This window comes from Enterobacter cloacae complex sp. IR5422 (assembly GCF_049238165.1).
GTDB lineage: Bacteria > Pseudomonadota > Gammaproteobacteria > Enterobacterales > Enterobacteriaceae > Enterobacter > Enterobacter roggenkampii.
The window spans coordinates 110,066-121,995 of record NZ_JBMKHT010000002.1 but is presented as its reverse complement, the minus strand read 5'-3'; the positions used below and the strand labels follow the sequence as shown (position 1 = coordinate 121,995).

11 protein-coding genes are annotated in these 11,930 nt (G+C 62.3%); 9 read left to right on the top strand and 2 right to left on the bottom strand.

Features of this window, described 5'->3' with window-relative positions; translation table 11 throughout:
• The first annotated feature begins 1 nt into the window (after window position 1).
• Genes ACOTXT_RS02145 through hycI form a run of 6 tightly spaced genes read left to right on the top strand, consistent with a single transcriptional unit; the run spans window position 2 to window position 4,824 of the window.
• The gene (locus tag ACOTXT_RS02145) at window positions 2-925 is read left to right on the top strand and encodes a respiratory chain complex I subunit 1 family protein (RefSeq protein ID WP_023294425.1); all 924 of its coding nucleotides are present in this window, start codon (window positions 2-4) and stop codon (window positions 923-925) included.
• Window positions 926-940: 15 nt separating this feature from the next.
• Window positions 941-2,650 (top strand): formate hydrogenlyase subunit HycE, encoded by a 1,710-nt coding sequence (gene hycE / locus ACOTXT_RS02140; RefSeq protein ID WP_023294424.1) that lies wholly within the window; start codon window positions 941-943, stop codon window positions 2,648-2,650.
• 9 nt (window positions 2,651-2,659) lie between these two features.
• Window positions 2,660-3,202, top strand: a complete 543-nt coding sequence (locus tag ACOTXT_RS02135; RefSeq protein ID WP_032675404.1) for a formate hydrogenlyase complex iron-sulfur subunit — start codon at window positions 2,660-2,662, stop codon at window positions 3,200-3,202.
• Window positions 3,202-3,969, top strand: a complete 768-nt coding sequence (locus tag ACOTXT_RS02130) for an NADH-quinone oxidoreductase subunit B family protein (protein WP_021241938.1) — start codon at window positions 3,202-3,204, stop codon at window positions 3,967-3,969. Before ACOTXT_RS02135 ends, ACOTXT_RS02130 begins: the two co-directional genes overlap by 1 nt.
• Window positions 3,966-4,376, top strand: a complete 411-nt coding sequence (locus ACOTXT_RS02125) for a formate hydrogenlyase maturation HycH family protein (protein WP_021241939.1) — start codon at window positions 3,966-3,968, stop codon at window positions 4,374-4,376. The genes ACOTXT_RS02130 and ACOTXT_RS02125 overlap by 4 nt, the downstream gene beginning before the upstream one ends.
• The gene (gene hycI / locus ACOTXT_RS02120) at window positions 4,369-4,824 is read left to right on the top strand and encodes a hydrogenase maturation peptidase HycI (RefSeq protein ID WP_032664243.1); all 456 of its coding nucleotides are present in this window, start codon (window positions 4,369-4,371) and stop codon (window positions 4,822-4,824) included. Before ACOTXT_RS02125 ends, hycI begins: the two co-directional genes overlap by 8 nt.
• Window positions 4,825-4,905: 81 nt before the next feature.
• Here hycI and ACOTXT_RS02115 read toward each other — a convergent pair whose 3' ends face one another.
• A complete protein-coding gene (locus ACOTXT_RS02115; RefSeq protein WP_021241941.1) occupies window positions 4,906-6,330 on the bottom strand; it encodes a 6-phospho-beta-glucosidase in 1,425 nt (474 codons plus the stop codon).
• 18 nt (window positions 6,331-6,348) lie between these two features.
• On the bottom strand, window positions 6,349-7,800 hold the full coding sequence (gene ascF / locus ACOTXT_RS02110) for a PTS cellobiose/arbutin/salicin transporter subunit IIBC (RefSeq protein ID WP_008499568.1): 1,452 nt from the start codon (window positions 7,798-7,800) through the stop codon (window positions 6,349-6,351).
• A gap of 213 nt (window positions 7,801-8,013) precedes the next feature.
• Here ascF and ACOTXT_RS02105 point away from each other — a divergent pair, with 213 nt between their 5' ends.
• From ACOTXT_RS02105 to hypF, 3 genes are all read left to right on the top strand, one after another.
• Window positions 8,014-9,027: a LacI family DNA-binding transcriptional regulator gene (locus ACOTXT_RS02105; protein WP_023325960.1), complete on the top strand. Its 1,014-nt coding sequence runs from the start codon at window positions 8,014-8,016 to the stop codon at window positions 9,025-9,027.
• Between the two features lie 134 nt (window positions 9,028-9,161).
• Window positions 9,162-9,707, top strand: coding sequence for an electron transport protein HydN (gene hydN, locus ACOTXT_RS02100; RefSeq protein WP_008499565.1), 546 nt, complete (start codon window positions 9,162-9,164; stop codon window positions 9,705-9,707).
• 5 nt (window positions 9,708-9,712) lie between these two features.
• Window positions 9,713-11,929: a carbamoyltransferase HypF gene (gene hypF, locus ACOTXT_RS02095; RefSeq protein ID WP_333163981.1), complete on the top strand. Its 2,217-nt coding sequence runs from the start codon at window positions 9,713-9,715 to the stop codon at window positions 11,927-11,929.
• Window position 11,930 lies beyond the last annotated feature (1 nt).

Here is an 11,930-nt window from a genome sequence, read left to right as displayed (position 1 = left end):
CATGAGTCTGTTACTGGCAATTCTTCAGGCGCTGGTGCTGTTCGCCGCCGCGCCGCTGCTGTCGGGCATCACGCGCGTGGCGCGCGCCCGGATGCACAACCGTCGTGGGCCTGGCGTACTGCAGGAGTACCGCGATCTCTTCAAGCTGCTTTCTCGCCAGAGTGTGGCCCCGGATGCCGCAGGCTGGGTCTTCCGCCTGACGCCGTTTGTGATGGTGGGCGTGATGCTCACCGTCGCCACCGCGCTGCCGGTGGTGACGGTGGCTTCGCCCCTGCCCGTGCTTGGCGATCTGATTACCCTTATCTACCTCTTCGCCATCGCCCGCTTCTTCTTTGCGATTGCGGGCCTGGACACCGGTAGCCCGTTTACCGGCATCGGTGCCAGCCGCGAGGCGATGCTCGGCGTGCTGGTTGAGCCGATCCTGCTGCTGGGGCTGTGGGTCGCCGCGCAGGTTGCGGGTTCCACGCACATCAGCTTTATCACCGACACCGTTTACCACTGGCCGGTTGCCCGCTCCCTTCCGCTGGTGCTGGCGCTGTGCGCCTGCGCGTTCGCCACGTTTATCGAGATGGGCAAGCTGCCGTTCGATCTGGCCGAAGCCGAGCAGGAGCTGCAGGAAGGGCCGCTCACCGAATACAGCGGCTACGGCTTTGCGGTGCTGAAGTGGGGCATCAGCCTCAAACAGCTGGTGGTGCTGCAGATGTTTGTCGGCGTCTTCTTCCCGTGGGGGCAGATGACGCACTTCTCCGCGGGCGGTCTGCTGCTGGCCGTCGTGGTTGCCGCCCTCAAGCTGCTGGTCGGCGTGCTGGTCATTGCCCTGTTCGAAAACAGCATGGCGCGCCTGCGTTTTGTGGAAACGTCCCGCATCACCTGGGCCGGGTTTGGTTTTGCATTTTTAGCGTTCGTCTCCTTGCTGGTGGCGTGATTAAAGAGAGTATTTATGTCTGAAGAAAAGAAAGGTCAGCAGTATCTCGCCGCGTTGCATCAGGCTTTCCCGGGCGTGGTGCTGGAGGAGTCCTGGCAAACCAAAGACCAGATCACCGTCACCATTAAGGTGAACTATCTGCCGGAAGTGGTGGAGTTTCTCTACTACCGGCAGGGCGGCTGGCTGTCGGTGCTGTTCGGTAACGACGAGCGCCAGCTGTGCGGCAGTTACGCGGTGTACTACGTGATGTCGATGGAGCAGGGCGAGAAGTGCTGGATCACCGTGCGCGTCGAGGTCGACCCGAATAAACCGGAATACCCGTCCGTCACGCCGCGCGTGCCCGCCGCCGTCTGGGGCGAGCGCGAAGTGCGCGATATGTATGGCCTGGTGCCGGTTGGCCTGCCGGACGAGCGCCGTCTGGTGCTGCCGGACGACTGGCCTGACGAACTCTATCCGCTGCGCAAAGACAGCATGGACTACCGCCAGCGTCCGGCGCCGACTACCGACAGCGAAACCTACGAGTTCATCAACGAGCTGGGCAGCAAGAAGAATAACGTGGTGCCGATCGGCCCGCTGCACGTCACCTCTGACGAGCCGGGCCACTTCCGCCTGTTCGTTGACGGTGAAAACATTATCGACGCCGACTACCGCCTGTTCTACGTCCACCGCGGCATGGAGAAGCTGGCGGAGACCCGCATGGGCTACAACGAAGTGACGTTTCTTTCTGACCGCGTGTGCGGCATCTGCGGCTTCGCCCACAGCACCGCCTACACCACCTCGGTAGAGAACGGCATGGGGATCGTGGTGCCGGAACGCGCGCAGATGATCCGCGCCATCCTGCTGGAGGTGGAGCGCCTGCACTCGCACCTGCTGAACCTCGGCCTGGCCTGCCACTTCGTCGGCTTTGACTCCGGGTTTATGCAGTTCTTCCGCGTGCGTGAGGCGTCGATGAAGATGGCGGAGATCCTCACCGGGGCGCGCAAAACTTACGGTCTGAACCTGATCGGCGGGATCCGCCGCGACCTGCTGAAAAACGACATGATCCAGACCCGCCAGCTGGCGCAGCAGATGCGCCGCGACGTGCAGGAGCTGGTGGACATGCTGCTCAGCACGCCCAACATCGAGCAGCGCACCGTGGGCATCGGCCGTCTTGACCCGGAAATCGCCCGCGACTTCAGCAACGTCGGCCCGATGGTGCGCGCCAGCGGCCACGCCCGCGACACCCGCGCAGATCACCCGTTCGTCGGCTATGGCCTGCTGCCGATGACCGTGCACAGCGAGCAGGGCTGCGACGTCATTTCCCGCCTGAAGGTGCGCATCAACGAGGTGTTCACCGCGCTGAACATGATCGACTTCGGTCTGGACAACCTGCCGGGCGGCCCGCTGATGGTGGAAGGCTTCACCTACATTCCAAACCGCTTTGCCCTCGGCTTTGCCGAAGCGCCGCGCGGGGACGACATCCACTGGAGCATGACCGGCGACAACCAGAAGCTCTACCGCTGGCGCTGCCGTGCGGCGACCTACGCCAACTGGCCAACCCTGCGCTATATGCTGCGCGGCAACACGGTCTCCGACGCGCCGCTGATCATCGGCAGCCTCGACCCGTGCTACTCCTGCACCGACCGCATGACCGTTGTGGACGTGCGCAAGAAGAAAAGCCAGGTGGTGCCGTACAAAGAGCTTGAGCGCTACAGCATCGAGCGTAAGAACTCGCCGCTGAAATAAGGATTCGTCATGTTTACCTTCATCAAAAAAGTGATCAAAACCGGCACGCAGACCAGCCGCTATCCGCTAGAGCCGATGCCGGTCGACAAAAACTTTCGCGGCAAGCCGGAGCACAACCCGCAGCAGTGCATCGGCTGCGCGGCCTGCGTCAACGCCTGTCCGTCGAATGCCCTGACGGTGGAAACGGATCTCAAAACCGGCGAGCTGGCCTGGCAGTTTAACCTTGGACGCTGCATCTTCTGCGGCCGCTGCGAGGAGGTCTGCCCGACGGTCGCCATTCGCCTGTCGCAGGAGTACGAGCTGGCGGTGTGGAAGAAAGAGGATTTCCTGCAGCAGTCGCGCTTTGACCTGTGCCGCTGCCGCGTCTGCGAGCGCCCGTTCGCCGTGCAAAAAGAGATCGACTACGCCATCGCGCTGCTGCAGCACAACGGCGACGCGCGCGCGGAACATCACCGTGAAAGCTTTGAAACCTGTCCGGCGTGCAAGCGACAGAAGTGCCTGCTGCCGTCCGACCGCATTGATATCACCCGCCACATGAGAGAGGCCAGCTGATGGAAAACCTACTGGGCCCGCGCGACGCGAACGGCATTCCGGTGCCGATGACGGTGGACGAATCCATCGCCAGCATGAAGGCGTCGCTGCTGAAAAAAATCAAACGCTCGGCCTACGTCTACCGCGTGGACTGCGGCGGCTGCAACGGCTGCGAGATTGAGATCTTCGCTACGCTGTCGCCGCTGTTTGACGCCGAGCGCTTCGGCATCAAGGTGGTGCCGTCCCCGCGTCATGCGGACATCCTGCTGTTCACCGGGGCCGTCACCCGCGCCATGCGCTCGCCCGCGCTGCGCGCCTGGCAGTCCGCGCCCGATCCGAAAATCTGCATCTCGTACGGCGCCTGCGGCAACAGCGGCGGCATCTTCCATGACCTCTACTGCGTCTGGGGCGGCACCGACAAAATCGTGCCGGTGGACGTCTACATTCCGGGCTGCCCGCCGACGCCCGCTGCGACGCTGTACGGCTTCGCGATGGCGCTCGGCCTGCTGGAGCAGAAAATCCACGCGCGCGAGCCGGGCGAACTCGACAACCAGCCGGCCGCCATTCTGCACCCGGACATGGTGCAGCCGCTGCGGGTGAAGGTTGACCGCACGGCGCGCAGGCTGGCGGGGTACCGCTACGGGCGCCAGATTGCCGACGATTATCTGCGCCTGCTGAGCCAGGGCGACCACCAGGTGGCGCGCTGGCTGGAGGCGGAAAACGATCCGCGCCTCAATGAGATTGTGGCGAACCTGAACAGCATCGTCGACGAGGCGCGTATCCGATGAGTGAAACGGTGGTGTTCAGCCAGCTGAGCCGTAAGTTTATTGATGAGAACGATGCCACGCCGGATGCGGCGCAGCAGGTGGTCTATTACAGCCTGGCGATTGGGCATCACCTCGGGGTGATTGACTGCCTGGAGGCCGCGCTGAGCTGCCCCTGGCCGGAATACCTGGCGTGGATTGCCACGCTGGAGGAGGGCAGCACGGCGCGGCGCAAAATGGAAGGCGTGCCGAAGTACGGCGAGATCGTGATCGATGTGAACCACATTGCCATGCTCGCCAACGCCTTTGACGCGGCGCTGGGCAGGCAAACCCCCGAGCAGCAGACTTGGAGCAAAACGCTGCTCGGCATGCTGCATGATATTCATCAGGAGAGCGCCATCTACCTGATGGTGAGGAGATTACGTGACTGACGTTTTACTGTGTGTCGGCAACAGCATGATGGGCGACGACGGCGCGGGTCCGCTGCTCGCAGAGATGTGTGCCGCGAACCCGCAGGGCGACTGGGTGGTGATTGACGGCGGCAGCGCGCCGGAAAACGACGTGGTGGCCATCCGCGAGCTGCGTCCGGACAGGCTGTTGATCGTCGATGCCACCGATATGGGGCTCAACCCCGGCGAGATCCGCCTGATTGACCCGGACGACATCGCCGAGATGTTTATGATGACCACCCACAATATGCCGCTGAACTACCTCGTGGATCAGATCAAAGGTGACGTGGGCGAGGTGCTGTTTTTGGGCATTCAGCCGGATATTGTCGGGTTTTATTACCCGATGACGCCGCCGGTGAAAGAGGCGGTGGACGTGGTGTATTCACGGCTTGCCGGGTGGGTTGGGGATGGAGGTTTTTCTCAGCTCTGAGCAGCGCCCGGTGGCGCTACGCTTACCGGGCCTACGGTTTTGTAGGCCGGGTAAGGCGAAGCCGCCACCCGGCAAAACAGGCTACTCGAGATCCGCCCCGTTACTCGCAATCACCTTCTTATACCATCCGAACGATTTCTTGCGTTTCCGTTCCAGCGTGCCGTTCCCGGCGTCGTCGCGGTCAACGTACACAAACCCGTAGCGCTTGCTCATCTCACCGGTTGAGGCCGAGACCAGGTCAATGCAGCCCCAGGTGGTGTAGCCCATCAGCGGCACGCCGTCCTCAATCGCATCCCCCATTGCGCGGATGTGCTCGCGCAGGTAGCTGATGCGGTAGTCGTCGTTAATCTCGCCGTTTTCATCAACGACGTCTTTCGCTCCCAGGCCGTTCTCCACCAGGAACAGCGGCTTCTGGTAGCGGTCGTACATCATGTTCATGGTGATGCGCAGCCCGAGCGGGTCGATGCCCCAGCCCCATTCGCTCACCTGGATGTGCGGGTTGCGCAGGGACTTCACGATGTTCGCCGCGCTGGTGTTGCCCGCGTTCATGTCCGCCGAGGCGCAGCGCGAGGCGTAGTAGCTAAACGACACAAAGTCGACGGTATTTTTCAGCAGTTCGTCATCGCCCGGATCTTTAACAATCACCACGCCTTTCTCGCGGAACACGCGGGCAGAGTAGGCCGGGTAGCTTCCGCGCGCCTGCACGTCGATAAAGAACAGGTTCTCGCGGTCTTTCTCCAGCGCCATCCACACGTCTTCCGGCTTGCAGGAGTAGGGGTAGAAGTTACCGCCCGCCAGCATGCAGCCGACCTGGTTTTCCGGGTTTACCTCGTGGGCAATTTTGGTCGCCAGCGCGCTCGCCACCAGCTCGTGGTGCGCGGCCTGGTATTTCACCTGGTCTTCGTTTTCGCCTTCCTCAAACACCAGTCCCGCGCCGGAAAACGGGCTGTGCAGCATGATGTTGATTTCGTTGAAGGTCAGCCAGTATTTCACCAACCCGTTAAATTCTTCGAAGCAGGTGCGGGCGTAGCGGGCGAAGAAATCGACCATCTTGCGGTTGCGCCAGGAGCCGTACTCCGTCACCAGGTGCATCGGCACGTCAAAGTGGCAGAGGGTCACCAGCGGCTCGATGTTGTACTTTTTGCACTCCTCGAACACCGCGCGGTAAAAGGCAATGCCTTCTTTGTTCGGCAGCGGCTCGTCGCCGTTCGGATAGAGGCGGCTCCAGGCGATCGAGGTGCGGAACACCGTAAAGCCCATCTCCGCCATCAGGGCGATGTCCTCTTTATAGCGATGGTAAAAATCAATCGCCTCGTGGCTCGGGTAGAACTCGTCGTCACGCAGCGAGAAACGCTTTTCCTTACCGAGCTTCACCGCCAGGCGATTCGCGCCGTGGGGGATCATATCGACCGTCGTCAGCCCTTTGCCGCCTTCACGGTAAGCCCCTTCGCTCTGGTTGGCGGCAAGCGCGCCGCCCCATAAAAATCCTTGTGGAAAAACAGACATTCTTACCTCGCTTTCAATTTATGCTTTTGCTGCGTTGTTCTGTACCGGTGCGGTCTGCAGGGCGCGCGCTTTTTCAGCCTCGTCTTCGACCGGAATATCCTCAAAGCCCAGTATCAGGGTCAGAATAAACGACAGCACCACTGCCAGACCCATCACGCCAAACACCCAGACGATGGTCATTGGGTTGGCCGGGTCGAAGAACTGCACGCTGGTGAACAGCCCCGGTGCCGCCATCGAATGGCTGGCAAGACCGGCTATGCCCGCCACCGCGCCGCAGATAAAGCCGCTGATCAGGCTGGCAATCAGCGGGCGTTTCAGACGGATCGCGACGCCGTACAGGGCCGGTTCAGAGATCCCCGCCATGATGGCGGAGGCCGCCGCCGCCAGCGCCGTCTGGCGCAGCTCCGGGTTTTTCGTTTTCCACGCCACCGCCAGCGACGAACCGCCGAGCGACAGGTTGGCGCCAATTTCCGACGGCATCACCATCCCTTCCTTGCCCGTTTCGGCAATGGTCTGAATGATGGTCGGCGTAAAGACGCGGTGCATCCCGGTCATCACCAGCAGCGGCCACAATGCGCCCATGATCGCCACGGAGAGCCAGCCCAGGTAGCCGTGAATGGTGTAGACCAGCGCGGAGATGGCGCTACCGATCCAGATCCCCAGCGGGCCAATCAGCACGATGGCGAGCGGGGCGGCAATCAGCACGATCAGCATCGGCTTGAGGAAGTTTTTCGTCACCGCCGGGGTGATGCGATCCACCCAGCGTTCGATGTACGACAGGCACCAGGTCATCACCAGCGCGGGGATGACGGTGTAGGTGTATTTCACCGCCGTCACCGGGATAAAGGCGAACTCAACGTGCTCGCCCTGCGCGGCTTTCGCCATCAGCTCGATAAAGCTCGGGTGCACCAGCACGCCCGCAATGGCTATCGCCAGCGACATGTTGGTTTTGAATTTTACCGCCGCCGAGGCCGCCACCATCAGCGGCAGGAAGAAGAACGCGCCGTCGCCGATGACGGTCAAAATGGTGAGCGTCGGCGCGCCTTTGGGCAGCACGCCGGTCATCTCAAGGATCATCGCCAGCAGCTTGACCATCGAGCCGCCGATGATCGCCGGGATCAGCGGGGACATGGTGCCAATCAGCGCGTCGAGGATCCCGGCGCCAATGCGGCGCAGCGTCAGCTTTTGCGGGCCTTCCGGCACCGCGGGCTGCAGGTCAGCGGGCAGCAGGCTTACCACCTCGCGGTACGCCTGAGAGACGGTATTGCCAATAATCACCTGGCACTGGTTGTCGTTACGCACCACGCCGAGCACGCCGCTGATGCTTTTCAGGCGCGCGGCGTCGGTGAGGGTTTCGTCTTTCAGAACGAAACGCAGTCGCGTCATGCAGTGGGTGACGGCGACGATGTTCTCTTTGCCGCCCAGCGCGCTGATAACGTCGTTCGCCAGCGCAGCGTAATTTTTGGCCATCGGATGTGATCCTGTTATCGTTGTGTGAAATGTAGGAAACCGGTTCCACATAATCATCATGAGTTTTTATGAATGAAACAAGATCGCTTTTTGACCATTTTTTCGTTTCGTGATGAATGTCGCAATGAGGTGCCGAAAGCGTGATGTCGCCGCTGCGACAATTTTTCTGCAGTGCAGTACACTGCCCGCATGAGTTTCGGATGGAAAAAAAACATGACCACGATGCTGGAAGTGGCGAAGCGGGCAGGCGTTTCGAAAGCGACGGTGTCCCGGGTGCTGTCGGGTAATGGCTACGTCAGCCAGGAGACCAAAGACCGGGTGTTTCAGGCCATTGAAGAGAGCGGCTATCGCCCAAATTTGCTGGCGCGCAACCTGGCGACCAAACGCACCCAGACGCTGGGCCTGGTGGTGACGAACACCCTTTATCACGGCGTCTACTTTAGCGAACTGCTGTTTCACGCCGCGCGCATGACCGAAGAGAAAGGGCGACAGCTGATCCTCGCGGACGGCAAGCACAGCGCCGATGAGGAGCGCGAGGCGATCCAGTATCTGCTGGATATGCGCTGCGACGCGGTGATCATCTATCCGCGTTTTCTGAGCGTGGATGAGATGGATGCGATCGTCGAGAAGTGCGAGCAGCCCATTATGGTGCTCAACCGCCGCCTGCGGAAAAACAGCAGCCACAGCGTCTGGTCCGATCATAAAGCCTCCAGCCAGGACGCGGTGTCACAGCTGATTGCGAAAGGGCATCGGGAGATCGCCTTTATCACCGGCTCGATGGATTCTCCCACCGGGGTCGAGCGTCTCTCCGGCTACAAGGATGCGCTGGCGCAGCACGGTATTCCGCTGCGCGAGGGGCTGATCGCGCAGGGGAAGTGGAACCCCGCCAGCGGCGCGGCGGCGGTGTCCGACCTGCTTGCGCGCGGTGAGCGCTTTACGGCGCTGGTGGCGAGCAATGACGATATGGCCATCGGTGCCCTGAAGCAGCTGCACGACAGCGGCGTGGCCACGCCCGACGCGGTGTCGGTGATCGGTTTCGACGATGTGGCCATCGCACCCTACATCGTGCCGTCGCTCTCCAGCGTACGCATTCCGGTAACGGAGATGATTCAGGAGACCATCAGCCGCCTGATCTTCATGCTCGACGGCGGCGAGTTTAAATATCAGCAAACCTTCTCCGGCGAGCTTGTCCTGCGCGACTCGGTTATTGACGGCCCACACCGCTGATGTCGACAGCTGTCATCGTCATAAGTGACGATGACAGCGCCGCTGCGATTTTTAAAGTTCTATAAAATCAATATGTTAATTATTGGCACGGTTTATGAATATCTCCGCGCATAACTGTAATGCTGGAGAAGCAGATGAACCGTTTTATTATGGCCGATGCCAGTAAGTGTATTGGTTGCCGTACCTGTGAAGTGGCGTGCGTGGTTTCCCATCAGGCGGAGCAGGACTGTGCGTCGCTCACCCCTGACACCTTCCTGCCGCGCATCCACGTCATCAAAGGCGTGAATATCTCCACCGCCGCCATCTGTCGCCAGTGCGAAGACGCTCCGTGCGCGAACGTCTGCCCGAACGGGGCGATTAAACGCGAGAAAGGCTTTGTGCACGTGATGCAGGAGCGCTGCATTGGCTGCAAAACCTGCGTGGTTGCCTGCCCGTATGGCGCGATGGAGGTGGTGGTCCGTCCGGTGGTGCGCAACAGCGGCATGGGGCTGAGCGTGCGGGCGGAGAAAGCCGAAGCCAACAAGTGCGACCTGTGCTACCACCGTGAGGCCGGCCCGGCCTGTATGGAAGCCTGCCCGACGCACGCGCTGGTCTGCGTGGATCGCGACAAGCTTGAGCAGATGAGCGCCGAAAAGCGCCGTCGCGCGGCGTTCGACACCTCGTCATCACTGCTGTTCTGAACCGTATGAGCAGCAACGGCGTTCAGCTGCGGGTGCGCGGCAAGGTGCAGGGCGTGGGGTTTCGTCCCTTCGTCTGGCAGCTGGCGAAGGCGCTTCAGCTGACCGGTGACGTCTGCAATGACGGAGAGGGCGTGCTGGTGCGCCTCGCGGGTAATGGGGGGGCCTTTACCGCGAGGCTGCATCAGGACTGCCCGCCGCTGGCACGCATTGATCGCGTGGAAACGCAGCCGTTTACCTGGGCGCACGTGCCGGAGGACTTTACCATCCGCCACAGCGGGGCCGGGACGATGGACACCCAGATTGTCCCCGATGCCGCGACCTGCCCGGCGTGTCTGGCTGAGATGTGCGACCCACGCGAACGCCGCTATCGCTATCCGTTTATCAACTGCACCCACTGCGGGCCGCGGTTTACCATTATCCGCGCGATGCCCTATGACCGTCCGGCCACGGCAATGGCGCCGTTCCCGCTCTGCGGGCCGTGTGAAGCAGAGTACCGTAATCCTGCCGACCGCCGTTTTCACGCCCAGCCGGTCGCCTGCCCGGACTGCGGACCCGCGCTGGCGTGGCGTGCGGGCGACATGACCGCTGAGCGCGAGGCTGCGCTGCGCGCGGCGGTAGCGATGCTGAAAAGCGGCGGTATTGTCGCGGTTAAAGGGCTGGGCGGCTTTCACCTCGTCTGCGATGCGCGTAACCCGCAGGCGGTCGCGACGCTTCGGGCACGCAAGCAGCGCCCGTCGAAGCCGCTGGCGGTAATGATCCCGCATGCGGATGACCTGCCGGAGACGGTTCAGGCACTGCTACGCTCACCCGCCGCACCCATTGTGCTCACGCCAAAAGCCTGGCTGCCCGCGCTCCCGGAAGGTATCGCGCCCGGTCTGGATACCGTGGGCATCATGCTTCCTGCGAACCCGCTGCAGCATCTTCTGATGATGGACAGTCAGCGCCCGCTGGTGATGACCTCCGGCAACCTCAGCGGCAGACCGCCTGCCGTCACCAACCGCCAGGCGCTGGATGAGCTCAGCGGCATCACGGACGGCTTCCTGCTGCATAACCGCGATATCCTGCAGCGGATGGACGATTCGGTGATGGATCGGGACGGTGCGATGCTGCGCCGCGCGCGCGGCTTTGTGCCGGATGCCATCACGCTGCCTGCCGGGTTCGACAATATCCCCGCCATGCTGTGCACCGGGGCGGAGATGAAAAACACCTTCTGCCTGGTGCGTGGGAACCAGGCGGTGCTGAGCCAGCATTTTGGCGATCTCGGTGACGAGGGTGTGGAAGCGCAGTGGCGTTCCGCGCTGTCGGTGATGCAGGACATTTACGCCTTTCAGCCGACGCGCGTGGTGTGCGATGCCCATCCGGGGTATCGCGCTCGCCAGTGGGCGCAGGCGCAGGCGTTGCCCCTTGAAGAGGTACACCACCATCACGCTCACGCGGCGGCGTGCATGGCCGAAAACGGCTGGCCGCGCGAGGGCGGAGACGTTATCGCCCTGACGCTGGACGGGATCGGCATGGGGGAAAACGGCGCGCTGTGGGGTGGAGAGTGCCTGCGGGTCAGCTATCTCGACTATGCGCATCTGGGGGGCCTGCCTGCCGTTGCGCTGCCGGGTGGCGATCTGGCGGCGCGGCAGCCGTGGCGCAATCTGCTCGCCCACTGCCTGGCGTTTGTGCCTGACTGGCAGCAGTACCCGGAAACCCACGCGGTACAGCGCCAGAACTGGCCGCTGCTGGCGACGGCGATCCAGCGTGGCCTCAACGCGCCGCGGGCCTCGTCCTGCGGTCGCCTGTTTGATGCAGTCGCCTGCGCGCTGGGTATCGAAACGCAATCCTGGGAAGGTGAAGCCGCCTGCCGGCTGGAAGCCCTGGCATCGCAGTGCGCGGGTGTCGACCATCCGGTGACGCTGGACGCGGATAATCTCGCGCTTTTCTGGCAGCAGTGGCTGAGCTGGCAGGCGGAGCCCTGCGCGCGCGCCTGGGCGTTTCACGACGCGCTGGCAAAAGGGCTGGCGCAGCTCGCCGCGTTTCACGCCCGGCGCCTGTCGCTGTCGACAATCTGCCTCAGCGGCGGGGTATTGCACAACCGTCTGCTGCGCGCGCGTCTGCGTCATTATCTTTCTGACTTTACGCTTCTTTTTCCTTCGCGCCTGCCCGCAGGTGACGGAGCGATCTCCTTCGGGCAGGCGGTGGTCGCCGCAGCCCGGTCATGTTTACAAAGGACTTAAA

Bases quoted from the DNA above. Each gene is read 5' to 3' on its own strand.
- ACOTXT_RS02135 (WP_032675404.1), top strand. From the start codon at position 2,660: ATGTTTACCTTCATCAAAAAAGTGATCAAAACCGGCACGCAGACCAGC.
- hydN (WP_008499565.1), top strand. From the start codon at position 9,162: ATGAACCGTTTTATTATGGCCGATGCCAGTAAGTGTATTGGTTGCCGT.
- hycE (WP_023294424.1), top strand. From the start codon at position 941: ATGTCTGAAGAAAAGAAAGGTCAGCAGTATCTCGCCGCGTTGCATCAG.
- ACOTXT_RS02105 (WP_023325960.1), top strand. From the start codon at position 8,014: ATGACCACGATGCTGGAAGTGGCGAAGCGGGCAGGCGTTTCGAAAGCG.
- ascF (WP_008499568.1), bottom strand. From the start codon at position 7,800: ATGGCCAAAAATTACGCTGCGCTGGCGAACGACGTTATCAGCGCGCTG.
- ACOTXT_RS02130 (WP_021241938.1), top strand. From the start codon at position 3,202: ATGGAAAACCTACTGGGCCCGCGCGACGCGAACGGCATTCCGGTGCCG.
- ACOTXT_RS02125 (WP_021241939.1), top strand. From the start codon at position 3,966: ATGAGTGAAACGGTGGTGTTCAGCCAGCTGAGCCGTAAGTTTATTGAT.
- ACOTXT_RS02145 (WP_023294425.1), top strand. From the start codon at position 2: ATGAGTCTGTTACTGGCAATTCTTCAGGCGCTGGTGCTGTTCGCCGCC.
- hypF (WP_333163981.1), top strand. From the start codon at position 9,713: ATGAGCAGCAACGGCGTTCAGCTGCGGGTGCGCGGCAAGGTGCAGGGC.
- ACOTXT_RS02115 (WP_021241941.1), bottom strand. From the start codon at position 6,330: ATGTCTGTTTTTCCACAAGGATTTTTATGGGGCGGCGCGCTTGCCGCC.